The organism is uncultured Paracoccus sp. (assembly GCF_947496875.1).
Lineage (GTDB): Bacteria > Pseudomonadota > Alphaproteobacteria > Rhodobacterales > Rhodobacteraceae > Paracoccus.
In genome coordinates this window covers 18165-43619 of record NZ_CANMEH010000011.1, presented here as the reverse complement: position 1 = coordinate 43619, position 25455 = coordinate 18165, and the positions used below count along the sequence as shown (strand labels likewise).

Annotated in this window: 23 protein-coding genes; 11 read left to right on the top strand and 12 right to left on the bottom strand. The window is 69.0% G+C overall.

Annotated elements, in window-relative coordinates:
* The first annotated feature begins 298 nt into the window (after positions 1-298).
* A complete protein-coding gene (locus Q0938_RS13470; RefSeq protein ID WP_299363332.1) occupies positions 299-853 on the top strand; it encodes a F0F1 ATP synthase subunit B' in 555 nt (184 codons plus the stop codon).
* Positions 850-1407, top strand: coding sequence for a F0F1 ATP synthase subunit B (locus Q0938_RS13465; RefSeq protein WP_299363206.1), 558 nt, complete (start codon positions 850-852; stop codon positions 1405-1407). The genes Q0938_RS13470 and Q0938_RS13465 overlap by 4 nt, the downstream gene beginning before the upstream one ends.
* A gap of 142 nt (positions 1408-1549) precedes the next feature.
* Here the strand turns inward: Q0938_RS13465 and Q0938_RS13460 are convergent, their stop codons facing one another.
* A complete protein-coding gene (locus Q0938_RS13460) occupies positions 1550-2209 on the bottom strand; it encodes an OmpA family protein (RefSeq protein WP_299363203.1) in 660 nt (219 codons plus the stop codon).
* A 364-nt stretch (positions 2210-2573) separates the two neighbouring features.
* Here Q0938_RS13460 and nth point away from each other — a divergent pair, with 364 nt between their 5' ends.
* Both nth and Q0938_RS13450 read left to right on the top strand, forming a co-directional pair.
* Positions 2574-3194 (top strand): endonuclease III, encoded by a 621-nt coding sequence (nth, locus tag Q0938_RS13455; protein ID WP_299363331.1) that lies wholly within the window; start codon positions 2574-2576, stop codon positions 3192-3194.
* 82 nt (positions 3195-3276) lie between these two features.
* Complete coding sequence (locus Q0938_RS13450; RefSeq protein WP_299363200.1) at positions 3277-4275, top strand: adenosine kinase; 999 nt, start codon at positions 3277-3279, stop codon at positions 4273-4275.
* Positions 4276-4296: 21 nt separating this feature from the next.
* Here the strand turns inward: Q0938_RS13450 and Q0938_RS13445 are convergent, their stop codons facing one another.
* Genes Q0938_RS13445 through Q0938_RS13435 form a run of 3 tightly spaced genes read right to left on the bottom strand, consistent with a single transcriptional unit; the run spans position 4297 to position 7471 of the window.
* A complete protein-coding gene (locus Q0938_RS13445) occupies positions 4297-5010 on the bottom strand; it encodes an ATP-binding cassette domain-containing protein (RefSeq protein ID WP_299363198.1) in 714 nt (237 codons plus the stop codon).
* A complete protein-coding gene (locus Q0938_RS13440) occupies positions 5010-6182 on the bottom strand; it encodes an FtsX-like permease family protein (protein ID WP_299363195.1) in 1173 nt (390 codons plus the stop codon). The genes Q0938_RS13445 and Q0938_RS13440 overlap by 1 nt, the downstream gene beginning before the upstream one ends.
* Positions 6179-7471 (bottom strand): HlyD family efflux transporter periplasmic adaptor subunit, encoded by a 1293-nt coding sequence (locus tag Q0938_RS13435; protein ID WP_299363192.1) that lies wholly within the window; start codon positions 7469-7471, stop codon positions 6179-6181. Before Q0938_RS13435 ends, Q0938_RS13440 begins: the two co-directional genes overlap by 4 nt.
* A gap of 328 nt (positions 7472-7799) precedes the next feature.
* Between Q0938_RS13435 and Q0938_RS13430 the strand changes: the two genes are divergently transcribed.
* The 6 genes from Q0938_RS13430 to phoB all read left to right on the top strand — a co-directional run bounded on the left by Q0938_RS13430 (position 7800) and on the right by phoB (position 13870).
* On the top strand, positions 7800-8846 hold the full coding sequence (locus Q0938_RS13430; RefSeq protein WP_299363190.1) for a PstS family phosphate ABC transporter substrate-binding protein: 1047 nt from the start codon (positions 7800-7802) through the stop codon (positions 8844-8846).
* Positions 8847-8919: 73 nt separating this feature from the next.
* Positions 8920-10296 (top strand): phosphate ABC transporter permease subunit PstC, encoded by a 1377-nt coding sequence (gene pstC / locus Q0938_RS13425; RefSeq protein ID WP_299363188.1) that lies wholly within the window; start codon positions 8920-8922, stop codon positions 10294-10296.
* Between the two features lie 9 nt (positions 10297-10305).
* On the top strand, positions 10306-11604 hold the full coding sequence (gene pstA / locus Q0938_RS13420) for a phosphate ABC transporter permease PstA (protein ID WP_299363186.1): 1299 nt from the start codon (positions 10306-10308) through the stop codon (positions 11602-11604).
* A gap of 28 nt (positions 11605-11632) precedes the next feature.
* Entirely contained in the window at positions 11633-12424 is a 792-nt protein-coding gene (gene pstB, locus Q0938_RS13415; RefSeq protein WP_299363184.1) for a phosphate ABC transporter ATP-binding protein PstB, read from the top strand.
* Positions 12425-12455: 31 nt separating this feature from the next.
* Complete coding sequence (gene phoU, locus Q0938_RS13410) at positions 12456-13181, top strand: phosphate signaling complex protein PhoU (RefSeq protein WP_299363182.1); 726 nt, start codon at positions 12456-12458, stop codon at positions 13179-13181.
* Positions 13178-13870 carry a phosphate regulon transcriptional regulator PhoB gene (gene phoB / locus Q0938_RS13405; protein ID WP_299363180.1) on the top strand — a complete coding sequence of 231 codons (693 nt, stop codon included), beginning with the start codon at positions 13178-13180 and terminating at the stop codon, positions 13868-13870. Before phoU ends, phoB begins: the two co-directional genes overlap by 4 nt.
* Positions 13871-13926: 56 nt before the next feature.
* Here phoB and Q0938_RS13400 read toward each other — a convergent pair whose 3' ends face one another.
* The 8 genes from Q0938_RS13400 to Q0938_RS13365 form a co-directional block, all read right to left on the bottom strand.
* Complete coding sequence (locus tag Q0938_RS13400; protein WP_299363178.1) at positions 13927-16320, bottom strand: glycosyltransferase family 4 protein; 2394 nt, start codon at positions 16318-16320, stop codon at positions 13927-13929.
* Entirely contained in the window at positions 16313-17413 is a 1101-nt protein-coding gene (locus Q0938_RS13395) for a zinc-binding alcohol dehydrogenase (RefSeq protein WP_299363176.1), read from the bottom strand. The genes Q0938_RS13400 and Q0938_RS13395 overlap by 8 nt, the downstream gene beginning before the upstream one ends.
* A gap of 10 nt (positions 17414-17423) precedes the next feature.
* The gene (locus Q0938_RS13390) at positions 17424-19511 is read right to left on the bottom strand and encodes a glycosyltransferase (protein WP_299363173.1); all 2088 of its coding nucleotides are present in this window, start codon (positions 19509-19511) and stop codon (positions 17424-17426) included.
* 4 nt (positions 19512-19515) lie between these two features.
* The gene (glf, locus tag Q0938_RS13385) at positions 19516-21873 is read right to left on the bottom strand and encodes a UDP-galactopyranose mutase (protein ID WP_299363170.1); all 2358 of its coding nucleotides are present in this window, start codon (positions 21871-21873) and stop codon (positions 19516-19518) included.
* Entirely contained in the window at positions 21870-22220 is a 351-nt protein-coding gene (locus Q0938_RS13380; protein WP_299363167.1) for a hypothetical protein, read from the bottom strand. Before Q0938_RS13380 ends, glf begins: the two co-directional genes overlap by 4 nt.
* Before the next feature lie 128 nt (positions 22221-22348).
* Positions 22349-23152, bottom strand: coding sequence for a metal ABC transporter permease (locus tag Q0938_RS13375; protein WP_299363164.1), 804 nt, complete (start codon positions 23150-23152; stop codon positions 22349-22351).
* The gene (locus tag Q0938_RS13370) at positions 23152-23943 is read right to left on the bottom strand and encodes a metal ABC transporter ATP-binding protein (RefSeq protein ID WP_299363161.1); all 792 of its coding nucleotides are present in this window, start codon (positions 23941-23943) and stop codon (positions 23152-23154) included. The genes Q0938_RS13375 and Q0938_RS13370 overlap by 1 nt, the downstream gene beginning before the upstream one ends.
* Positions 23940-24404: a transcriptional repressor gene (locus Q0938_RS13365; protein WP_299363160.1), complete on the bottom strand. Its 465-nt coding sequence runs from the start codon at positions 24402-24404 to the stop codon at positions 23940-23942. The genes Q0938_RS13370 and Q0938_RS13365 overlap by 4 nt, the downstream gene beginning before the upstream one ends.
* Before the next feature lie 69 nt (positions 24405-24473).
* Between Q0938_RS13365 and Q0938_RS13360 the strand changes: the two genes are divergently transcribed.
* On the top strand, positions 24474-25424 hold the full coding sequence (locus Q0938_RS13360; protein WP_299363158.1) for a zinc ABC transporter substrate-binding protein: 951 nt from the start codon (positions 24474-24476) through the stop codon (positions 25422-25424).
* The last annotated feature ends 31 nt before the right edge of the window (positions 25425-25455 follow it).

Genomic DNA, 25455 nt, shown 5'->3' with positions numbered 1-25455 from the left:
CACGCTTTTGCAGCAGACCGCGCCTGTCGCGATCCAATCCACACCCTCGGGGACAGGCACGGCGACCACGGTGCCCCTGTCCAGCGAGCAGGCTGAAGCCGTTGTGGTGCCAGCGCAGGCAGGGACGGACACCATCGTCGTGGTCCCCGAACCTGCCGTGACTGCTGGAACGGGTGAGCCCGCGACCGTCGCGACGGACGCGATTGTCGTTCCGAACGCCACTGGCGCGGAACACGCCGCACCCGTCGCCGAGCCCGGGCTCGGCCATGCTCCGGTCGCCACCGACGGAACCCATGCCGTGGTCGCCGACGGGACCGCCGCCACTGCTGCCGGGGCGCATGACGCGGCCGCGTCGGCGGGCATGCCACAACTCGATTTCTCGACCTTCGGCAACCAGATCTTCTGGCTGCTGGTCGCACTTGCGGTGATCTACTTCGCCCTGTCGCGGGTGGCGCTGCCCCGGATCGGCCGCATCCTCGCGGACCGCCAGGGTCTGATGACCAACGACCTGATGGCCGCCGAGGACTTCAAGCAGAAGGCCAAGGACGCCGAGGCCGCCTATGACAAGGCGCTGTCCGAAGCGCGGACCGAGGCCCAGAAGATCGTGGCCGCCAACCGGGCCGAAATCCAGGGTGAACTGGACGCCGCGATTGCCCGTGCGGACGCCGAGATTTCGGCGCGGACGGTCGAGTCCGAGCGGCGGATCGGCGAAATTCGCGCAAGCGCCGTCGAGGACGCGCGCAGCGTGGCACGCGATGTCGCCGCCGAACTGGTCCGCACCTTTGGCGCGCAGCCCGACCCGGCCGCGATCGACGCCGCCGTCGAAGCCCGCATGAAGGGAGCCGTCCAATGATCGCCCGCCTGACCGCAGCTCTTGTCGTGGCGGGATCCCCCGCCTTCGCGGCGACGGGGCCGTTCTTCTCGCTGCGCAACACGGACTTCATCGTGCTGGTGGCGTTCCTCGTCTTTGTCGGGATCCTGCTGTATTACCGGGTGCCGGCGTTGATCGGCAAGCTGCTGGACCGGCGCGCCGAGGGCATCCGGGCGGATCTGGCCGAGGCGCGGCGCCTGCGCGATGAGGCGCAGGAAATCTATGCCGGCTATGAGCGTCGTCAGCGCGAGGTCAAGGGCCAGGCGGACGAGATCGTCGCCAACGCCAAGCGCGAGGCGCTGGCGCAGGCCGAAAAGGCAAAGGCAGATCTGGAACAGTCGATCAAGCGGCGTCTGAAGGCGGCCGAGGATCAGATCGCATCGGCCGAGGCGGATGCGATCCGGGCCGTCCGCAATCGCGCCGTTCAGGTCGCCGTCGCTGCCGCGACCGATGTCTTGATGCGCCAGACTTCCGAGTCCGACCGGCGGGCCGGGATCGATCGGGCGATCGACGACGTGGCGCGCCACCTCAACTGAACCGGTGCGATCCGCAGGGTACGCTGCAGTGATCGTCTGACAAGCGCCCGGTGATGACCGGGTGCTTTTTTCATCCATCGCCAATCGGCGCATGAAAAGGGCCGGGGCATGCCCCGGCCCTGTGTGGTTGATCGGAGCCGCCTCAGCCGTTGGGCAGGATGATGATCTCGACCCTGCGGTTCTGGGCGCGACCGGCTGCGGTGCTGTTCGAGGCGATCGGCTGCGCCTCGCCCCGGCCGACCGCGACGATCCGCGTGGGCGACACGCCGCCGGCGGCCAGGATGTTGGCGACCGACCGGGCGCGCTGCTGCGACAGCGTCTGGTTGTAGGCGGCAGAGCCGGTGTCATCGGTGTGGCCGACGACCTGCACGGTCGAGTTCGGATATTGCTGCAGGTTGCGCGCGACGGCATACAGGTCGGCCTGGGCGGGACCCGACACCGCGGCGCTGTCGACGGCGAACAGCACGCCTTCGGGCAGGATGACGTTCAGGCTGCTGCCGGTGTTGACCACCTGCACCCCGGGCGTGGTGACCTGCGCCTGCAGCGCGCGCGCCTGGGCGTCCAGGACGGCACCGACGGCGCCGCCTGCGATGCCGCCGGCGATCGCGCCCTTGACCACGTCCTTGCCGCGATCGCTGCTGTCGTCATCACGGACGGCGCCGTAGATCGCGCCCGCCGCGGCGCCGGCAAGCGCCCCCTGCTGGGTGCGCGACATCTCGGACGGCTGCATGGCGGTTTCCGTGCAGGCGCCAAGCGCCATCAGGCCGATACCGGCAAGCAGCAGCGTGATCCGTGTCTTCATGGGAAAGATCCTTATCTGGGCCGCACAGGCTGGCGGCGGTGTGGGAGGGACCGCGTCCCTTCGGCTACTCAACCATCCCGGGGCCGCTTGGTTGCGTGCAGCTGCAGGTGAATGGGGCGGAATACGTTGACAATGCGTCACAATAGGGCGATGGGCGCGATCGCTCGGCCCGCGCCTCATGTCATAACCTCGGGGGAAGCCCATGTCCAAGATCCCGGGGAGCGGATCGTCCGGCCCCGCCGAGAATCGCGCGCCGACGCGCGCGGCTGGTGAGGGCGAGCCGCCGGCGCGCCGCAGTCGTCGCACCGGCGGCTCGGCCGGCAGCAAGGGCCGCTTGCCTGCCGCCCTGCCGTATCACGCGCAAATGGCGGCATTTTCCCGGCTGCGCGATGCCGACCCTGATCCCGTGACCGAGCTCGTCTACCAGGATCCGTTCACGCTGCTGGTGGCCGTCGCGCTGTCGGCGCAGGCTACCGACGCGGGTGTGAACAAGGCAACCCCGGACCTGTTCGCCGCCGCGCCGACGCCACAGTCGATGGTCGAGCTGGGCGTCGAAGGGGTCACCGAACACATCAAGACGATCGGCCTGTTCCGGCAGAAGGCCAGGAACGTGGTGGCGCTGTCACAGCGGCTGGTGGATGAGCATGACGGGCAGGTGCCGTCGTCGCGCGCCGCCCTGATGTCGTTGCCGGGGGTCGGGCGCAAGACCGCGAACGTGGTGTTGAACTGCATCTGGGGCCTGCCGGCGCAGGCGGTCGACACGCATATCTTCCGCGTCGGCAACCGCACCCGGCTGGCCCCGGGCCGCGACGAAGCCGAGGTCGAACGCGCGATCGAGGACAACGTGCCCGCCGAGTTCCAGCGCAATGCCCATCACTGGCTGATCCTGCACGGGCGCTACATCTGCCAGGCGCGACGGCCGCGCTGTCCGATCTGCCCGATCCGCGACCTCTGTCCGTTCGAGCCGAAGACGACCGACCCCTGATCACCTGCCCCGACTTTGGGACCTTGCCGTCGCCGCGGTCAGAAGCCATTGACGAGCGGCACCAGCAGGAGACGGAGGGATTATGGGCCATCAGGTGATTGGCGTCGGCAACGCGATCATGGACGTGATCGCCCCCGTTCCGGACGAGGTGCTGGCCCGCCTGGGCGTCCACAAGGGGATCATGCAGCTGATCGACCGCGACCGTGCCGAGGCGCTGATGGCTGAGCAGGGGGCCGGTCATCACAGCGCGAGGCTGGTGCCTGGCGGATCGGTCGCGAACACGCTGGCCGGTCTCGGGCGGCTGGGCCTCACGACGGCGTTCATCGGTCGCGTGGCCGCCGACGACCTTGGCCATGCCTATGCCCACGAGATGGCGGCGGATGGAACCGAGTTCGTGACGCCTCCGGTGGGTGACGCAGGCCAGCCGACATCGCGGTCGATCATCTACGTGACCCCGGACGGCGAACGGTCGATGAACACCTATCTGGGCATTTCCGCCGAACTGGACGAAACGGATGTGGACAGCGGCCTGTTCGCACAGGGACCGTGGCTGTTCCTCGAGGGATATCTGTTCGACAAGGACGGCGGCAAGGCCGCGTTCCGCAAGGCTGCCGCCGCCTGCCGGGACGCGGGCGGGCAGGCCGGAATCGCCCTCAGCGATCCGTTCTGCGTCGACCGCCACCGCGACGATTTCCGCCAGCTGGTGGCGGGGCCGATGGATTACGTGATCGGCAATGTCCACGAATGGCAATCGCTGTACCAAGTCGATGACCTTCAGGCGGCGCTGTCGCTGGCGGCGGCGGATTGCGGAACGGTCATCTGCACCCGGTCGGGCGAGGACGCGATCCTGATCCGCGACGGCGAGCGCGTGACCGTGCCGGTTCACCGGATCAGGCCGGTCGATGCGACCGGCGCCGGCGACCAGTTCGCAGCCGGGCTGATCTTCGGTCTCGTGACCGGACGGCCCTTGGAGGTCGCGGGCCGCATGGGCTGCATCGCCGCGGCCGAGGTGATCAGCCATGTCGGCGCGCGCCCGGAGCGCGACGTCCGGGCGCTGTTCCAGGCCGAAGGGCTGCTGTGATAGATCCTGCCTGACGGAACGTCAGCGATGCGGACGGACGCTGTCCTCGACGATCCGCCCGTCCTCCATCGTCAGGATCCGGTCGGCCAGCCCGAGGATGCGATTGTCGTGGGTCACCATCACCGTGGTCGTGCCCCGCGCCTTGCCCATCCGCTTGAGCAGTTCGACGACGTTCATGCCGCTGTCGCGGTCCAGGGCCGCCGTCGGTTCGTCGGCAAACACCACCTCCGGGTCGCCGACCAGCGCGCGGGCGATGGCGACGCGCTGTTTCTGCCCGCCCGACAGGTTGGCGGGCAGGTAATCCATCCGCTCGCCGAGACCCAGCAGGCCCAGCACATGTGCGGCCGCGGCGTCGCGATCCCCGGCATGCACACGGCCCCCCTTGACCTGCAATCCCATCAGCACGTTCTGCCGCGCGGTCAGGCTTTCATGCAGGTTGTGGGCCTGGAAGATGAAGCCCAGCCGGCGCCGCAGTGCCACGAGCCGGCGTTCACTGGCATCCGCCAGTTCCTGGCCCAGCAGGCGGATCGATCCGTCCTGCACATCGCGCAGACAGCCCATCAGGGTCAGCAGGGTCGTCTTGCCCGACCCCGACGGGCCCATCAGCACCGTCAGGCTGCCCCGAGCCACCGTCAGGCTGACGTCGAAGATCGCCTGCTTCCTCGCCTCGCCATGGCCGAACCAGTGGTTGAGGCCGCTGGTCTCGATCGGCGGGGGCACGGGCGCCTCTGCCATCAGAACAGCTCGGCCGGGTCGGCCGAAGCCAGCCGTCGGGTTGCCAGCGCCCCCGACAGCGCGCAGGCCAGCACCGTGCCGACAAAGACGCCGAGCCCGGTCTGGAGGCTAAGCTCCAGCGGCAGGTTGGTGACCTTGCGCATCGCGCCGATCAGAACCCGCGCGACCAGATAGCCCGGCACCGCCCCCATCGCGGCAAGGATCAGCGCCTCTTCCAGCACGATCCCCAGCAGGAAGCGCTGGCGGTACCCCATCGCCTTGAATGTCGCGTATTCCCGGATGTGATCGGCGACGTCGGTCGACAGGACCTGATAGACGATGACCAGCCCCACCAGGATGCCGATCACGACGCCGAAGCCGAAGATCACCCCGGTGGGACGCCGCGTCTGCTGATAGGCGATGTCCTCGGCGCGGGCCTGGTCATAGGGTCTGATCCGCAGGGACTGATCCGAGATCATCCGCTGCAGATCGGCCGCCACGGTAGCCGGGTCGGCGCCGGGGGCGAGCGACAGCAGCACGTGGTCGGGCGCCGCGCTCTGGCGTCCCTGGACCAGTTTCATGAAGGTCTGGTCCGACACGATCAGGAACCCGTCCACCCCGAAGCCGCCGCCACCCACGAACGTGTCATAGATGGTCAGCGTGCGGCCCCGGATCTCGAAGCTCGCCGGCGAGGACGGCCCGATGGTCGCGGCCTCGTCGGCCCCCAAGCCCCGGGTCCGGCCGTCGAGGATACCGGAATCGGGCAGCGCGAGCAGCTCGGCGGCAGGCCTCACCGACGTGGACAGAAAGCCGGGTCGGGTCGGGTCCACGCCGAAGGTGGTCAGCGACATGGTGCTGCCGCCGCGCTGGATCGTGACATTGCCCACGAACAGCGGCATGCCGTCGGTCACAGCGGGGTGGGCCAGCGCCTGGAACAGCCACTGACGCGCCACGTTGCTGCCGTCGGTCAGCGATTCTGCATCGGAGGCCGAGATCATGACCCGCGCATCAAAGAACCCATAGGGCTGCCCGGTCGCGATCGACATCGACCCCATGATCGCCAGCTGGACAAAGACCAGCACGTTGGCGAACGCGACACCGGCAAGCGCGGCGATCAGCCTGGCCCGGTTATGGGTCAGTTGCAGCCATCCGATCGGCAGCCGTCCGAACAGCCGGGTCAGCAGCCAGGTCATCTGTCCGCCGGCATCCGCACGGGCGACACGGCCTGCGGGTCGCTGGCATTCTCACCCATGGCCCCGAAACCGGCTGCCGCCGTCTGGATGCGCGCCACGACCTCCAGATGAGTATAGCGGGCGGCGACGGCGCTGCTTTCGGGGTCGAGTTCCACCTCGACCTCGACGACGCGGGCATCCGTGTTGGCGGCGATGTCGTCGGGCAGCAGCCCCTGCCGGCCCACGGTCAGGCCGATCCGTGACACCCGGCCGTGCAGCGTCTGGCCGATCGCCATCGCCAGCAGCTCGACCGGCTGCCCCGGGGCGACGCGGGCGATCCGGTCCTGATAGACCTCGACCTCGGCCATCATCTGACCGGTATCGCCCATCGTCAGAATGCCGGCCGCGGGCGGGCGTTCGCCGGGCCGCGTATCCACCGACAGGATGGTCCCCGCGATCGGGGCACGCACCTCGGCCCGGGCCAGATCGGCCTCGGCCCGGGTCAGCGCCGCACGGGCTGCATCCAGGTTGCGGCTGGCGACGATAACGTCCGGCTGGGTTTCGGCGTCGCCCGCGGCAAAGCGGTTCAGGGTGGCCTCGGCCTTGGCGACCGCAAGGGTGGCCTGACTGCGGTTCGCCTCGGCCACGTCCAGGGCGGCCTGGGTCGCGACCCCCCGCTGGGACAGGGCCCGGGTCCGGTCGAACTCCGCCTGCGCCTCGACTGCGGCGGCGCGTGCCTGGTCCAGCGCCGCCTGCGCCTCGTCACGCGACGCCGCGACACCCGCGCGTGTCTGGACCAGTGCGGCCTCTCGCACCGCGACCTCGGCCCGGGCAGTCAGAAGCGCGCTTTCAAGGAAGGGCCGGTTGTCAAGCGTGGCAATGATCTGGCCCTGGTCGACGCGATCCCCCTCGGCCACCGGCAGCGTCGCGATCCGGGCATCCCCCGCGCCATAGGGCGGCGCCACCGTGATCACGTCGCCGCGCGGGATCAGACGGGCCAGGCCCATGACGTCGGTTGGAACGATGGTCTCGACGACCGCCGGCGGCAGATCTATCTCGGGCGGCAGGGCGATCGGTGCGCTGGACCCCGCGCCAGGAATCAGCCCGGTACGGTCAAACACCAGCCGCAGTCCCGGGGGCTGGAAATACATCCCGATCACGGCCCCGCTCAGCAGCAGCACCGGCACCGGCACCAGCGGCAGCAGCATCAGCCAGCGCCAGCGCCGCGGCGCGCGTCGTCCCCCGGCGGACGGCGGCACCGGTTCCGGGGTACGGGTGACGCGCAGGGGCAGGTCAGGGGTATCGCTCATCGTCGCCTCGTCCCTTCAGCCCACCGGACGATCACTGCCGTGGGCGCCCGCCATGTCGCCGCACCGACGGTGCGGTGGTGCAGCACATTTCTGCCGTCGCACGCATCCTATGGACAAGCTTGCGGATCCGGTCGTTCCCGGGGGGCGAGAGCAGCTTGCCCGCAGATGCGGGTGGCGGCAAGCTGGCCGGACGCGGCGCAGTGTCACGCCGACCAAAGGGGGCACCGCCCGCAGCGACCGCTCGAATGTGACGAAATCGTCACGGAACTGACATATGCACCCGCTAGGAGGGCGCAGGGACGAGACCCTTTCAATGCAGGAGCCTGCCATGACCAGGATGAAGATCACCGTTTCCGCGCTGGCGGTCGTCGCGCTGTCCGCGACCGCGGCGGCCGCCCGCGACCAGATCCGCATCGTCGGTTCGTCGACCGTGTTCCCCTATACCCAGGCGGTGGCCGAGGAGTTTTCCAACCAGACCGGGGCACCGGCCCCCATCGTCGAATCCACCGGCACCGGCGGCGGCATGCAGATCTTCTGCGGCGGCATCGGCGAACAGCACCCGGACCTGACCGGCGCGTCGCGTCGGATGAAGAAATCCGAGTACGACCTTTGCCAGCAGAACGGCGTGACGGACGTGTCCGAAGCGCTGATCGGCTATGACGGGCTGTCGATCGCCGGTTCGCGCGCGAACGAGACCGACTGGAATCTGACGCTGGCGCAGATCTTCCAGGCACTGGCGGCCGAGGTTCCGGTTGACGGTCAGATGGTGCCGAATCCCCATACGAAGTGGTCGGATATCGATCCGTCGCTGCCCGACACCGAGATCATCGTGCTGGGCCCGCCGCCCACCTCGGGCACCCGCGACGCTTTTGTGGAGCTGGCGATGCATGCCGGCTGCGAGCAGATCGACGAGATCGCGACGATCGCCGAAGAATCCGGCAACGAGGATTGGGTGGCCGAGAACTGTTCGCGGATGCGCACGGACGGGCCCTTCATCGAAGCCGGCGAGAACGACAACCTGATCGTGCAGCGGCTGGAATCGGACCCGAACGCGCTGGGCATCTTTGGCTACTCGTTCCTGTTCGAGAACATGGACAAGCTGAAGGGCGTCAAGATCGACGGCGTCGAGCCGCAGACCGAGACCATTGCCGACGGGTCCTATCCGTTGTCGCGGCCGCTGTATTTCTACGTCAAGAACGCGCATCGGGGGGTGATCCCGAATCTCGACGAGTTCGTGAACGCCTATGTCGCCGAAGACGCGCTGGCCAGCGACGGCTATCTGGCGGAACGTGGCCTCGTGGCGCTGGGCGACGACGAGCGCACCAAGCTGCAGGACGACATCCAGTCCGCCACCCCGGTAGAGATTACCGAGTGACCTCCGGCCCGCCCCGTCCCGTCCGGGCGGGGCGGCCCACATCCCGTTCGGACCCGACACGGAAGCTGCTTCGATGATCGCCATAGCCTTTCTGATGCTGTTTCTTGCGTCGATCACGGGATATCTCGTGAATCGGCAGGCCGCACTGGCGATCCGGTCCGGCGGAACCCGCCTGCATTCGCTGGCGGGCTTCCACGGGCTGTATTCGCTGCTGCTGATCATGGTCCCGGCGCTGCTGCTGATCCTGCTGTGGCTCGTCCTGCAGCCGGTTGTCATTGAGCGCATGGTCATGAACGGGCTGCCCGCAGGCACGCTGGAGGGGCTGGATTCCGGCGCCGTTCAGCTGATTCAGGCTGAGATCCGGTCGATTGCCGGCGGACGCGTGTTCGGCACCCCCGACCCGTGGAAGCTGGAGGCGGCCGAGCGGATGAACAGCCTGCAAGGCCGCGCCGGCTGGCTGCTGCTGACCGTGCTGACCGGCCTGATGGCTGCGGCGCTGGTGTTTTCGCGGTCGCGGGTATCGGCCGAGTTCCGGGCCCGCCAGGGCGTCGAGCGGATCGTACTGGGGCTGATGCTGTCCTGTGCGGTCGTGGCGATCTTCGTCACGGTGGGGATCGTCCTGTCGCTGGTCTTCGAATCGCTGCGTTTCTTCAGCATGGTGCCGGTGACCGAGTTCCTGTTCGGCACCCGGTGGGAGCCGCAGATGCCGATCCGTGCCGACCAGGTTGCGGCCGAGGGCGCGTTCGGCTGGATTCCCGTCCTGCTGGGCACGCTGGTCATCACCGTGGTTGCGATCACCATTTCCGTGCCCATCGGGCTGATGAGCGCGATCTATCTGAACGAGTTTGCCAGCACCCGGTTCAGGGCGGTGGCAAAGCCGATCCTCGAGATCCTGGCCGGCATCCCGACCGTGGTCTACGGCTTCTTCGCGATCCTCACCGTCGCGCCGGCGCTGCGGGCGGCCGGCGCCGCCCTGGGGATTCCGGTTGCGCCCAATACCGCCCTGGCGGCGGGCGGGGTGATGGCGATCATGCTGATCCCGTTCATTTCGTCCTTCGCCGACGATGCGCTGGCTGCCGTTCCCCGCAGCCTTCGCGACGGCAGCCTTGCGCTGGGCGCGACACGGTCGGAAACCGTGACGAAGGTCCTGTTCCCCGCCGCCATTCCCGGCATCGCGGGGGGCGTGTTGCTGGCTGTCAGCCGCGCGATAGGGGAAACGATGATCGTCGTCATGGCCGCGGGCCTGATGGCCAGCATGACCATCAACCCGCTGGACAGCGTGACGACGATCACGGTCCAGATCGTCACCCTGCTGGTCGGCGATACCGAGTTCGACAGTCCCAAGACGCTGGCGGCATTTGCCCTGGGGCTGATGCTGTTCCTCGTCACCCTCGCCATCAACATCCTCGCGCTGCGGATCGTCCGCAAATACCGCGAACTCTACGACTGAGGCGGACCCATGACCCAGACCGACCTTCCCGCCGACCTGCAGTCCCGTGGCCATGACTGGGCCAGCCCACGCGCCCGCGCCAACGTCGCCCGACGCCGCCGGTCCGAGACGGTGCTGCGCGTCGTCGGGCTGGGGGCGATCCTCCTGGCGTTCCTGATGCTGGGCATCCTGCTGTGGACGCTGATCTCGCAAGGCTCGCTGGCGTTCCGCCAGACCCACATCACGCTAAACGTTCCGGTGGCGGCCGAGCACGTGGATCCGGCCGATCCGGCCAAGGGCAATTATCGCCGGGTCATTGCGGCCGCCATGTCCGAGACGTTCCCCGAGGCGGACACCACGGAACAACGAGCGCTCTCCAAGATCCTGTCCAACCAGGCGCAGTTCGTGGTGCGCGACAAGGTCGTGGCCGACCCCGGGCTGATCGGGAACGAGGTGCGGATCCGAGTTCCTGTGTCCGACCCCTACGACCAGCTGGCCAAGGGTCAGGTGGACACGACGTCCGCCGCAGAGACGCGGCGCCTGTCCGATGTCGAGATCGCGAATTTCCGGGCGCTGGAGGAGCAGGGCCTGATCAGCAAGCCGCTGAACTGGGCCCTGGTGACGGCGAACGATTCGCGGTTTCCCGAACTCGCCGGCCTCAAGGGCGCGATCGTGGGATCGGCCTACGCGCTGCTGATCTGCTTCCTGATCAGCTTTCCCCTGGGGATCGGCGCGGCCATCTATCTCGAGGAATTCGCGCCCCGGAACCGCCTGTCCGACGTCATCGAGGTCAACATCAACAACCTCGCCGCGGTGCCCTCGATCGTGTTCGGCCTGCTGGCGCTTGCGGTGTTCCTGGGCTGGTTCGGGATGCCGCGCGGGGCGCCCTTCGTGGGCGGCCTGACCCTGGCGCTGATGACGCTGCCCACCATCATCATCGCGGCGCGCAACGCGCTGAAGGCGGTGCCGCCGTCGATCCGCGAGGCGGCGCTGGGGGTCGGGGCGTCGAAACAGCAGGTGGTCTTCGGCCATGTCCTGCCGCTGGCGATGCCGGGCATCCTCACGGGGACCATCATCGGCCTGGCGCAGGCACTGGGTGAAACCGCGCCGCTGCTGCTGATCGGCATGAACGCATTCGTCACCAGCACCCCCGCCACGCCGTTCGATGCCTCCACGGCGCTGCCGACCCAGATCTTCATCTGGGCCGACAGTCCCGAGCGGGGCTTTACCTCGCGCACATCGGCGGCGATCCTGGTGCTGCTGGGGTTCCTCGTGATGATGAACGCCCTGGCCATCTTCCTGCGCAACCGCTTCGAGCGGCGCTGGTGACGCGATAGGAGACAGCATGATGAACGTGATGACCCGCACGGAAGCCGAGGTGGGCGCCGGCGAACAGATCAAGGTCGAGGCCAGGGACGTCAATGTCTTCTACGGCGACAAGCAGGCGATCCGGGATGTCAGCGTCGACATCCTCGACCGCACCGTGACGGCCTTCATCGGGCCCTCGGGCTGCGGCAAGTCGACCTTCCTGCGCTGCATCAACCGGATGAACGACACGATCGACAGTTCCCGCGTCAGCGGGCTGATCACGCTGGACGGGCAGGACATCTATGCCCGCGACCTTGATCCCGTGCAGCTGCGCGCCCGTGTCGGAATGGTGTTCCAGAAGCCGAACCCGTTTCCGAAGTCGATCTATGACAATGTGGCCTACGGTCCGCGGATCCACGGTCTGGTGCGCGACAAGGCCGAAACCGACGCAGTGGTCGAGCGGGCGCTGCGCGATGCGGCGCTGTGGGACGAGGTCAGGGACCGCCTGCAGGAACCGGGCACCAGCCTGTCCGGCGGACAGCAGCAGCGGCTGTGCATCGCCCGCGCGGTTGCCACCCAGCCCGAGGTCCTGCTGATGGACGAGCCGTGCTCGGCGCTCGACCCGATCGCCACCGCGCAGGTCGAGGAACTGATCGATGCCCTGCGGCAGGAATTTTCCGTGGTGATCGTCACCCATTCCATGCAGCAGGCCGCGCGGGTCAGCCAGAAGACCGCGTTCTTCCACTTGGGGAACCTGGTCGAGTTCGGCGACACCGACGACATCTTCACCCGTCCGAAGGACCCGCGGACGGAAAGCTATATCAGCGGCCGGATCGGCTGACGCCACGGCAGCCCGGCAAGGAAGGAACACCATGAACCGCGGACGACACATTCTTTCTGCCTTCGATCGTGACCTGGAGACGGTGCAGGCGCTGGTCGTCAAGATGGGCGGCCTGGTCGAGGCGGCGATCACCGACGCGGGCACGGCCCTGGAAACCCGGGATGACGAGCTGGCCGAGGAGGTGCGTCGCCGCGACCGCGCCATCGACGCACTGGAAGCGCAGGTGAACGAGGAGGCCGCGCGCCTGATCGCCCTGCGCTCACCCACCGCCACCGATCTGCGGCTGGTGCTGTCGGTCATCAAGATCGCGGCCAGCCTCGAACGGGTGGGGGACTACGCGAAGAACATGGCCAAGCGCAGCAACGTCCTGGCGCAGATGCCGGTGATCGAGGGCGCCGGCATGGCGCTGCGGCGGATGGCCGGCACGGTCGACCAGATGCTGAAGGATGCGCTCGACAGCTATGTCCACCGGGACGCCGCGCTGGCCGCCGATGTGCGTCAGCGCGATCTGGAGGTCGACCAGATGTACAACGCGCTGTTCCGCGAGTTCCTGACCCACATGATGGAGGATCCGCGCAACATCACTGCCTGCATGCACCTGCACTTCATTGCCAAGAACATCGAGCGCATGGGCGATCACGCCACCTCGATCGCCGAGCAGGTCATCTATCTGGTGTCCGGCGAACTGCCCGAGGAATCCCGGCCCAAGCGGGACAGTGTCAGCCAGATCGGATTGGGCGAAGGCGACCAAGCATGACCGGCCAGCACCAACCCTGCGTCCTGGTGGTCGAGGATGAAAGCGCCCAGAGCGAGGTCCTGAAATACAATCTCGAGGCCGAGGGTTTCCAGGTCGTCATGGCCGAGACCGGCGACGAGGCGCTGATGCTGGTGCAGGAGGAGAACCCCGACCTGATCGTGCTGGACTGGATGCTGCCGAACGTGTCCGGGATCGAGATCTGCCGGCGGGTCAAGGCCGACCCCCAGACGCGGCAGATCCCGATCATCATGCTGTCGGCGCGGTCCGAGGAATCCGATCGGGTTCGCGGGCTGGAAACCGGCGCAGACGACTATGTGATCAAGCCCTATTCGGTCGTCGAACTGATGGCGCGCCTGCGCACGCAGCTGCGCCGCACCCGTCCGGCGACCATGGGCGAGCGGCTGTCGTTTCAGGACATCCTCCTGGACGCGGGCGAGCATCGCGTGTTCCGGGGCGGCCAGCAGGTGCATCTGGGCCCGACCGAATTCCGGTTGCTGTCCACCCTGATGGAACGGCCCGGCCGGGTCTGGACCCGCGAACAGCTGCTGGACCGGGTCTGGGGGCGCGATATCTATGTCGACATGCGCACCATCGACGTCCATGTCGGCCGGCTGCGCAAGGCGTTGATGGCGCATGGCGGGGCGAACCCGGTGCGGACGGTCCGGGGCACCGGCTACTCGCTCGGCTGACGCCGCGGGCGGATCCGGCGCCATCCACAACGACGTCGCACAACGACCGAGGGCGATCAGCGGCGCTGCCGCTGATGCCGGCGAAGCTCCTGTGCCAGGGGCAGGTGAACCTCGCGGCCGCCGGGCTGGGGCTGGTGCCCCAGCAGGCCGTTCGGGCACAGCCGGTCGTCGTCCCAACCGGGATGATTGGCGATCGGATAGAGGCATATGCCTTCGACCCGCGCGCCCCGGACCCGCGCCCGCTCGGCCTCGGCCGCCACGTAGCGGAACCACGCGGCGCGCCTGTCGCCCTCGGTCCCGGTCTCGGCGATCAGCAGCGGCCGGTCATAGCGGGCGGCAACCTCGACCAGCAGGTCGGACAGGGGGCGGTAGATGACGTCGTCGACGTCGACAGGCCGGCCACCGTGGATCCACTGATTGTTGAAGTAGTAGTTGAGTCCCACGAGGTCCAGAAAGCCCGGCTCGCCGCCGATCTGCGGCCAGATACGGCCCGACACTAGGTCGAACGCCTGGAACTGTGCGTCGTGCCAGCCCTGCGCCTCCCACAGCGGGCGCCCGGTCCAGTCGGCGTGGTGGATCGCGATCAGCGGCTCGGCCATCACCAGCCGTGCACGGGGATCGACGTCGCGCAGCTCGGCAGCGGCGGCGAGATAGGCGCGCGCCAGCTGGACCTTCAGCTCGTAGCCACGGCCGGCGGCGAACGGGTTCAGGTAGCGCGCGTCGCCCCCCGCCCAGGCGAAGAAGCTGATCTCGTTCACCGGACACCAGAACGGCACCGTGCCGGTCAGATCGCGCACATGCTGGCCCACCCCACGGGCAAAGGCTGCGAAGCGGTTCACGAAGGCGGGCGACCAGATGTCGATGTCGTCGGGCCAGCCGTAATGCAGCAGGTCCCAGATGACCTGGGTGCCGGTGTCCCGCGCCGCCTCGACCATGGGTGTGACGGTCGAGAAATCGTAGCGGCCCGGCGAGGTCTCGACCAGGTGCCAGCGCACGCCGTCGCGACAGGTGCGGATGCCCAGCCGTTCGAGCTGCCGGTAGTCCTCGGCCGCGTGGTAATCGTGGCCCGTCGCGGCCAGCAGATCCAGGCGCCGTCCATGGTGGAGCCGGTGGGTCGAGCTTTCCCAGCCGCCCAGCACGGGGCTGGCAAAGGTCTGCGGCGGCGGCGCGGTCGGGCGCTCGGCCAGCACATCGGCAATCAGCCGTTCCCACTGGGGCACCACCACCTGGGCCGAATAGCTGTCGCGGACGTGCCGGCGCAGCGCCGTGCCAAGTTGCCGGCGCAGGTCCTTGTCCCGGATCAGCCGCAGGATCGCGGCGGCGACGGCGTCGGGATCCTCGTGCGGGACGAACAGCCCGCTCTCCCCGTGCCGGATCTGCTGCTGCGCGCCATTGTCCGGGGTGGCGATCACGGGCAGGCCGGCGGCACCCGCCTCGGCGATGACATGCGGCATGCCCTCGTCGCGGCTGAGCCAGCAGAACACGTCCATCGCGGACAGTAGCGCCGGGACGTCGCCGCGGTCGCCGGTGAAGATCAGGCGCGATCCCAGGCCCAGCTCGGCGGCCAGCCGGTGCAGATCGCCCTGATACTCGGGCATGAAGGCGTCGGGGCCGCCGACCACGACGAACCGGGCGGCCGGTTCCTCGGTGACCACCCGGGCGGCCGCGCGGATGAAATCCTCGACCCGCTTCTTGCGGTCAAGCCGCCCGACCCAGCCAACCAGCACGTCGTCGTCGCCGATCCCCAGCGCGGCGCGGGTGGGGAGGCGCGCCGCCGGATCGAACTCGTCCAGGTCGACCATCGAGGGGATCTCGACGGCGTGCTGCGGCCGGTCGGGCAGCTTTGAGGCAGCCGCTTCGCGGATGGACCGGCACACCCCGACATAGCGGGCGGTGAAATGCTTGGGACCGGACAGGGCCTCGCGAACCAGACCGCCATGCTCGATCAGCGGCGGCCGTAACGCCAGCCGTTCGAGTGCCGGATAGATGTCGGCCACGTCCTGGGACGAGATGACGATGTCGGCGCCATTCAGCCGGCGCCGCAGGTAATCGACCGTGTCCTCGAAACTCAGCCCGTAGGCGGTCGTGTCGACCCGGACCCCCAGGGCGCGCAGTTGCTCGTGGCTCTGGTCGGGCATCCCGTCCTTGCGGAAGCAGGGCAGCACCTCGATGCGGTATTTCGACCGGTCGAGCGTCCGGGCGAGCAGCCGCACCTCGGTCTCCTCGCCCCCGACTACCAGCCAGGCGAACACCCACAGGATGCGGATCTTGCCCGCGTCAGGATGGGGTTCGGGAAAATGCCCCGAGGCCAGCGCGGCCGCCGCGGCCCGGTCGTCCAGTTCGCGCTGGCTTGGTCCGGTGGCGCCGTGGTGGGGCGGCTGGTCGTCGGATGCCAAGGGGGTGACGGTCAACGCCACGGCCTCGTCCTCGGAGTCGAACCGGTCAGTCATGCGCAAAGACGATCTGCAGGAATTCAGGCCGGTCCTGGACCAGATGGCGCAGAAAGCCGGGCGCCTCGTGGAAGGGAACGACATGGGTGATCATCTCGCGGCGGATCAGGTCGCCCTCGGTCGCCAGCAGGTCCAGCGTTTCGTGCGCCAGGCGGCGCTGATCCCAGTCATGAGCAAGCCGCCGCGGCATCCGGCTGATCTGCGCGCAGCGGATCGACAGGCCGTTGTGGTGGAACTCCTCGCCCAGCCGGCTGCCCTCCATGCCGCCCTGGTAGAACGCCAGATCGATCACCGTCCCCTGCGGCCGCAGGGCGCGCAGCGCCAGGTTCAGACTGTCCGATCGGGCGCGTGTCTGGAACACGAACTCGGCGCCCCGGCCGCCTGCCTTGTGATGCCAGCGCGCCTTGGCATACCGCCACGCCTCATCCTCGCCCATCGCATCGAATCCCATCCGACGGGCCAGATCCTGCCGCCACGGCGACGGATCGACGACGACGATCTCGGAGGCGCCGCCCTGACGCGCAAACAGCGCGCAGAACAGCCCGACTGTGCCACCGCCCCAGACCAGCACTGGCCGGCCCTCGACCCCCGCGCCCAGATGCGGGACCGCGGCACCGAACTGCTCGGCGTCGGCGTGCAGGATGCCGTTCGCGGCGATCGGCCCCATCTGCGCCGCAAAGATTCCCAGCATCGGGTCGATCGACTCGGGCATCCTCAGCAGCAGGTCGTGGTCCGGGTTCGCCGTGTGCCCGGTCTTGTGGCCGAATGTCGTGGCCACCACGTCGCCCCGGGCGAACCCGTGCGTGCGTGAATCGATGACACGCCCGACCTCCATGTAGCCCATGAAGTTGACCGGATAGCGTGCCGACGGGTCGCCTGGGATGAACACGCCCGCCTGATCGTCCCAGCGGCTGTGCAGATAGGGGTTCGTCCCCTTCATGAAGGTCAGCTCGGTGCCGGCCGACAGGCCGGTGTACATCAGGTCCAGCCGGACCTGGCCGTCGCCCGCCGGTCCCTCGTCATAGTCGAAGAAATAGGGCTCGTTCGGAAGCTCGATGCCCAGGCTGCGGACCCGGCGGTGCTCGTGCGGCATGGCGGGTACCCTACGCAGTGGCTTGACGAAAAAACGGCTGCGGGTTCGACCGCAGCACCTCCATCGTCACAAGAGCGCCGGTGGCCGCGGACCGCGATACGGCGAGCGCCACGCGGTGGGTTTCCAGCGCCTCGGCGTAGGGGCAGCGGATCCGGTTGTCATGGCCCTGCACTGCATCGATGAAGTCGCGGTCCTCGCGCCAGACCGGATCGCCTTCGGCGTGACGTACCGGCCGGCCGCGGCCCACGTCGACCATGAGATCATGGTCGGTGATCTCCATGGCCAGCGCGTCCGCAAAGACATGCAGCCCGACACGGTGGCTCCAGCGCAGCAGGCAGGTCGCGGCGAGGTTGGCGATGGTGCCCGACTCAAAGCGCAGCGTGGCCGTCGTGGCGGTCGGAACCGTAAGCCCCGAGAAATCGGCGCGATCGCGGCGGCTGGCCAGGCCGAACACCTCAGTTACATCGCCCGCCAGGAACCGGGCGAGATCGATGATGTGTGTCGCCTGTTCGACGATCTGACCGCCCGACCCGTCCTCGCGCCACCACCATTGCGGCGGCGGAGTCTGATCCAGCCAGTAGCCGGTCATCAGCTGGGCCGGGTTGTCGGCCAGGATCGCCCGCGCCTCGTCCACGGTGTCGAGATAGCGCCAGTGATAGCCGACGGCGGTGATCAGGCCGGTCCGGTCGACCTCGGCCGCGATCTCTTCGGCCAGCGACAGGTCCAGCGACAGCGGCTTTTCGACGAAGAACGGCAGGCCGCGGGCGATGCAGGCCCGCTCCGCGGCGCCATGCGCGAAGGGTGGGACGCAGATATAGACCGCATCCAGGTCCAGTGCGGCGAGCATCTCCTCGTGATCGGGAAAGCTGCGGGCGCCGAGACGCCGGGCAGCCTCGTCCGCGCGGGTCGTGTCGGGGTCGGCTATCCCGACGATCTGCACGTCCTCCATGTGCTCGAGGACGCCGAAATGACGGTGTGCGATCCCACCCGCGCCGATGAAGCCCAACCTCGTCTTGCTCATTCTGAAGTCCCCGGTCCTGCCGCTCAGCACGGCGGTATAAAGCCGGGCGGTGTCGTTGCCCATGCGGGTTGCGGTGTAATGATCGTCGAATCTCGCCCGCTGCGCGGCTGCCGTGCGGGTGCGGGACGCGCGGTCGTCCAGGGCATCCGCCATCGCCGACGCCAGCGCGAGCCTGTCGCCCGGCGGCACCAGCCACGGATGGTCCGGCCCCAGCGCCTCGACGACTCCGCCGATCCGGGTGGCAACCACCGGCAGTCCCGCCGCCATCGCCTCGAGCACGACCAGCGGAAGCCCCTCGAACGCCGAGGGCAGCACCAGCAGATCGGCTGCGGCCATCAAGTCGGGCACGTCGTCGCGGTGCCCCAGCAGATCGACGTTGCGCAGGCCAAGACGGTCGATCCGCGCCCGGATCGCGGCCTCGCCGGGGCCGGTGCCGACCAGCTGCAGGCGCGCGTCGGGATGGCTGCGGGCCAGCCGCGCCATCGCCCCGATCAGCACCGCATGGTTCTTTTGCGGCGTGAACCGGGCCACGCACAGAATGGTCGGCCGCCCGGTCGGCTGTCGAGGGCGCGGCACGGCGGCCACGCCGTTCGGGATGCAGACGACGGGGGGGCGGGGCGGCGGCAGATCCGCCAGCGCCGCGCGCCAACTGTTCGCGGCGGCCCGGCTGACGGCGATCACCGCGTCGACCCCCGCCGCCATGGCCGCGTATTCCGCACGCTGGGCCGGGCAGGTGATCAGCCAGGGCAGATGTTCGGTGCGGATCACCCGTGCGCCGCCCGCCCGCGCGGCCGCGACCAGGCCATGGCCCTCCCACCCGATGCCGGCATGGACATGCACCAGATCGGCCTTTCGCAGGGCGGCAGGCCAGCCGTCCCGCGGCACCGCACAAGCAGCCAGCCCGCGCTGCCGGGCCTCGGTCACAAGGCTCCTGCCGGCCGGATGGTCGGGAAACAGCAGCCGCACCTGCCAGCCGGATGGCAGCGCGGTTTCCAGCGCCGCGGCCAGCGTCAGCATGTGGCGACCGACCCCCGAGGGCTCGGGGCTGTCGGTCGCAAGGACCGCAGTAAATCCCACGGTCTTACTCTCCGGCGACCATGGTCGGGGTGGCGAGGCGGGCGTCGAGGCGGCGGTGGATAGACAGCGCCTGTCCGACCACCTGGTCCATGTTGTAGTAGCGATAGCTGCCCAGCCGGCCGGCGAAGATCACGTCCGGGCGCTCCAGCGCCAGCGCCTCGTAGCGCTTGAACAGCGCCTGGTTTTCCGGGCGCGGGATCGGGTAGTAGGGATCGCCGCGGTCGGACGGGTATTCGTAGGTGACCGAGGTCTTGCGGTGCACCTGACCGGTCAGGTGCTTGTACTCGGTGACCCGGGTCCAGTGCACGTCCTCGGCCGGGTAGTTGACGACGGCGACCTCCTGCAGGCGGCGCTGGTTCAGCGTCTCGTGGCGGAACTGCAGGCTGCGATAGGGCAGGTGCCCGAAGCGGTGCCCGAAGAAGGCGTCGATCGGGCCGGTGTAGATCGTCAGCGGGGCCAGGTCGCGGTCCGGCAGGTCATGGTAATCCTGCCCCAGCGCCAGGTCGATGCGCGGGTGGTCCAGCATCCGCTCGAACATCCGGGTGAAGCCGTCGCGCGGCATCGCCTGGAAGCTGTCGGTGAAGTAGCGGTCGTCGGCACTGGTCCGGGTCGGCACGCGGGCGGTCACCGACTTGTCCAGCTGCGACGGGTCCAGCCCCCACTGCTTGCGGGTGTAGCCCTGGAAGAACGTCTCGTAGAGCCGCCGGCCCACGGCGTTCACCACCACGTCGCGGCTGTTGCGGATGTCGGCCACCGGTTCGGCCTGCGCCGCCAGGAAGGCCGCGACCTCGGCCTCGGTGGTCAGCTCCAGCCCGTAGAGCGCGTTCACCGTGGTGCGGTTGATCGGCATCGGCACCCGCCGGTCGCCGACCTGCGCCAGCACCCGGTGCTCATAGGGCCGCCACGCGGTGAAGCGGGACAGGTAGTCGACCACGTCGTCGCTGTTGGTGTGGAAGATGTGCGGCCCGTAGCGGTGCACCAGGATCCCGGCCTTGTCGTGGTGGTCATAGGCATTGCCGGCGACATGGCCGCGCTTGTCCACGACAAGGACGCGGCGGTTCGACGCCTCGGCCAGCCGCTCGGCCAGCACCGCGCCGGCGAACCCCGCCCCGGCCACGACCACGTCGTAGGGGCGCGACCCGCCGCGGCGGATGCCCGGCGCCGGGAACCGGTCCGGCCCGCGCCGGGTGGCCCGCGCCTCCACCGCCTCGGCCACCAGCCCGTCCATCTGCCGGAAGGTGGCGTCCCAGCTGAGCGTCGCGAGCATCCGGTCCGCCTGGTCCCGCCAGGCGCCGGGCGCGCGGGCCATGTCCAGCGCCCCCCCGCAGGCGGCGATGAAGCCGGCGGTGTCGCCCGCGATCTGCACCGCGTCGAGGTCGCCGTAATGGCGGATGACGTCGCGGATCGGGGTCGACACGACCGGCCGGCCGCCGGCCAGGTATTCCGGGGTCTTGGTCGGGCTGATGAAGCGGGTGGCCTCGTTGATCGCGAACGGCATCAGCGCCGCGTCCCAGCCGGCCAGATAGGCCGGCAGCTCGGCATAGGTCTTTTGCCCCAGCCAGTGGATGTTCGGCGCCTGCGGCAGGTCGCCCGGCGCGATCTTGGCGACCGGCCCGACCATGACGATCTGCCAGTCGGGGCGGGCCGCGGCGGTGTCGCGGATCAGCTGCAGGTCCAGCCGCTCGTCGATGACGCCGTAATAGCCCAGGCGCGGATGCGGGATCCCCGCCTGGTCGCCGGGCGCGGGCAGCGCCGTGCGCGCGGCGGCGAAATGGCCCGCCTCGACGCTGGACGGGAACGGGTGGATGTTGTCGTGCTGCAGGCGCCTGGCCTCGAACAGGCTGTAGCCGCCGGTGAACACGACATCCGCCGCCGCCATCAGATCCGCCTCGTTCTGGCGCAGGTCGGGCGGGGCAAAGCGGAACTGCGCCAGCTCGTCCATGCAGTCGTAAACGATGGCGCTGGCATCCACATGCCGGGCAAAGGGCCACATCTGCGGCGTGTAGAACCACATTACCGGCTTCTCGATCCCGGTCAGCCGCAGCATCTGGTCGAGCAGCCCGGACAGCGCCCAGAGCGTCTCCTCCGGCGAGAAATGCCGCGGCACCCGGGGCCGGATCGCCTGCACGGTGGTCCGGGGGAAGGCGTGGAATTCCAGATAGGGCAGATGGTGATCGACCGGGATCATCTCCTCCCAGAACAGCACCCGGCGATCCGCGGCAAAGCGGTCCATCAGATGCTGCGGCCGCTGCAGGACGAAGTCCCAGCGCAGATGCGAGAAACAGATCAGCGGCGCCGGAACGGACGCAACGGGGACGGACGCAACGGGCCGGGCACGTACCGGCAGGATGTCGATGGTCATGCGGATACCTTTCCGGCACAGCCGCCGCGTGCCTTGTCAGTCAGGGCCGCCAGTCGGCGATCCGAGTGGGTCCAGGTCCAGTGCGACTGAAGCATCGCCCGGGGGGGCTGGACGCGATGGGGTTCGATCAGCTGCGGGACAGAATGATGGTAGAGATGGTCAGGGCCGAGCAGGCCGGTTCCGGGGCGGATGTCCTGTCGGCCGCCGACCAAGTGATCGCCGGCGAGGCGGACAGTCCAGCACAGGTCGGCCCCGCGCGACGCCGCTCCGAGCTGCTGAGCGTGATGAGAGGTGCGCGGCGGCAGCGCGGGATCGCAGACATCCGAACCAGCCACGATCCTGCTCATCCCGCTCCACGCTCCAGGTGTCCGTACGATGCGGACCGCAAAACGCTCGTTAGCCGCGCAACTTCTTCAAAGCAGCTTGATCTTTGTTATGAGCAAGTTCGTGCTGCAACAAGGCTGCAGGCAGAGGATCAACGCCGCTGTCGCGCGGACCGCAGGCTGGAGGCCAGCACGCTCAGCACGAACAGAATGGCAACGGCGCAGACGATCGTGGGGCCTGTCGGCGTGTCGGCGTGCCATGCTGCGGTCAGGCCGCCGAAGACCCCGACCGTGCCCAGCACCCCGGTCGCCAGCGCCATCCCCTCGGGTGTGCGGGCCAGCGGCCGGGCGGCGGCGGCCGGAATGATCAGCATGGCGCTGATCAGCAGTGCCCCGACGATCCGGATACCGGCGGCGACGACCAGCGCCAGGGCGATGTTCAACGCCCATTGTTCCAGCCGCGGGCGGATCCCCGCCGCGACCGCCATTTCCGGCGACACGGTGGCCATCAGCAGCCCCGACCAGCGCCAGGCAAGGAGCGCCAGGACGGCACCGGTGCCCAGCCAGATCGTCAGCAGGTCGCCCCGCGTCACCGCAAGGATATCGCCGAACAGATAGGCCATCAGATCCGCCCGCACGCCCTGCACGAACGACACGGCCACGAGCCCTGCGGCCAGGGTGCCATGCGCCAGAACGCCCAGCAGGGTGTCGGTGGCGTGGTGCCGGCCCGAGAGCCCGGTGACGAGCCCCGCGACCACCAGCGCCACGGCGATCACCGCCGGATAGAGCGGCAGAGCGAAGGCCAGCGACAGCGCGACCCCCAGCAGCGCCGCATGCGCGGTGGCATCCCCGTAATAGGCCATGCGCCGCCAGACCACGAAGCAGCCCAGCGGCGCACAGGCCAGCGCCAGTCCGATCCCGGCCAAGGCGGCACGGATCATGAAGTCTGCCGGCATCAGGCCGCGTCGTCCCTGGCAGGAGGCGCCGCGGAGCGTGTCGCGGGGTCCGGATCCGGGTGGTCGTGGCTGTGGGTGTGGTGATGGCGATAGACCGCCAGCGTGTCGGCCTGCCCGTCCCCGAACAGGCGGCGATATCCCGGCAGCGAACTGACGATTTCGGGGGCGCCCTCGCAGCAGACATGGCCGTTCAGGCAGACGACGTGGTCGGAGGCGCGCATGACGATCTGCAGGTCGTGGCTGACCATCAGAACGGCACAACCCTGGTCGGCGCGGACCTGCTCGATGCGGGCGTAGAACGCGGCGATGCCGGGCTGGTCCAGCCCGGCCGTCGCTTCGTCAAGGATCAGCAGGTCCGGCCCGTCCAGCAGCGCCCGGGCCAGCAGGACCCGCTGCAACTGGCCCCCGGACAGGTCGGTGATCTGGCGCCGGCCGACGTCCGGCAACCCGGCGTCGTGCAGGGCGGCGGCGATCTCTGCCCCCGGCCGCCGCCTGGGCAGGTTCATGAAGCGTGCGACGGTCATCGGCATGGACGGGTCGATCGCAAGCCGCTGGGGAACATAGCCGATCGTCAGACCGGGCCCTCGGCGCAGCGTCCCGGCCGTGGGCGCAACGGCGCCGATGATCGCGCGAACCAGCGTCGACTTGCCCGACCCGTTCGGGCCGACGATGGTGACGATCTGGCCGCGGCGGACGGTCAGGTCGACCCGGTCCAGCACGGGCTGACCGTCGAGATCGACGGACACCCCGACCAGTTCCACCAGCGGCGGCGCGTTGGCGGACGCTCTCATGCCGCACTCCGGCAATCGGCGCACCGGCCCGCAGCCTCGCGGATGGCGTGTTCGATCGCGAACCCGGCACCGGCGGCGGCCGTTTCCAGCCGCCCGCCGCCGGTGTCGACGCAGGTCTCGATCACCCTCCGGCAGGTGCGGCAGATCAGGAAACCGGGGACGTGGCTGTCCGCCGAGCCGGGTCGCTCGGTGCAGGCGACAAAGGCGTTCAGCGTCTCGATCCGGTGCACGAAGCCGTGCTTCATCAGGAAGTCCAGCGCCCGGTAGGCGACCGGCGGCTGGCTGCCCAGCCCCTCGGCCCGCAGCCGGTCCAGGATCTCGTAGGCGCCCATGGCGCGGTGTTCCTCCAGCAGGATCTCCAGCACGCGCCGGCGCACGGGCGTGAGGTGCAAGCCGTCGGCGCGGCAGCGTCGCTGGGCGCGGGCCATTGCCTCGGCAATGCAAAGATCGTGGTCATGCATCGGCATCTCCGCTCGACGGACGATATGTTATACAGTATCGGTCGCGGAGATTACAGCCGAGGTGTCCCCGTGTCACGCCCTTGCCTGACTGCCAGCCTGCTTTCGCTGCTTGCCCTGCTCCCAACTGCGCCAGTCGCTGCGGCTGTGCCCGGCGTGGTGACGGACATCGCGCCCGTTCAGGGCCTGGTGGCGCGGGTGATGCAGGGGCTGGGCACGCCCACATTGCTGGTCGACCCCGGCGCCTCGCCGCACGGCTATGCGCTGCGCCCGTCCCACGCCTCGGCGCTGTCGGACGCGCAGGTGGTGTTCTTCGTGGGACCTGAACTGACCCCCTGGCTGATGAAATCGGTCGAGACCCTTGCCCCCGATGCGCGGCGCATCGAATTGCTGGCTGTCGGCGGCACCACGACGCTGCCACTGCGCGAAGGCGTCACTTTCGATGCGCATGATCATGGGGCCGAGACCCCGTCGGGGGATCAGGACGGTGCGGAACAGGGCCATGATCATACGGGCATCGACCCGCATGCCTGGCTCGACCCCGACAATGGTGCGGCATGGATGACAGCCATTGCGGCCGAACTGTCACGCATCGACCCGGAGAACGCGCAGACCTACGGCGCCAACGCTGCCGACGGCATCGCCGAGGTCCAGGCCGCGGCGGCCGAGGTCCGCGCGCAACTGCAGCCACTGTCGGACCTGCGCTATATCGTGTTCCACGACGCGTTCCAGTACCTGGAGCGGCACTTCGATCTGCCGGCGGCGGGCGCGATCACCCTCGGCGATGCCTCGGCCCCCGGGCCCGGCCGCATCGTCGCGCTGAAGGACAGGGTTGCGGCGCTGCAGGTCACCTGCGCGCTGAGCGAGCCGCAATTCGATCCGGACCTGCTAGCCACGGTGTTCGAGGGCATGGAGGTCAAGACCGCGGTCATCGATCCGCTGGGCTCCGGCATCCCGCCCGGGCCGGGGTTCTATCCTGCCCTGATCCGCTCGATCGGCACCGCCCTGTCCGCCTGCCGGTGAGAACCTGACTGCAGCCCGGTGCTGCAGGGCA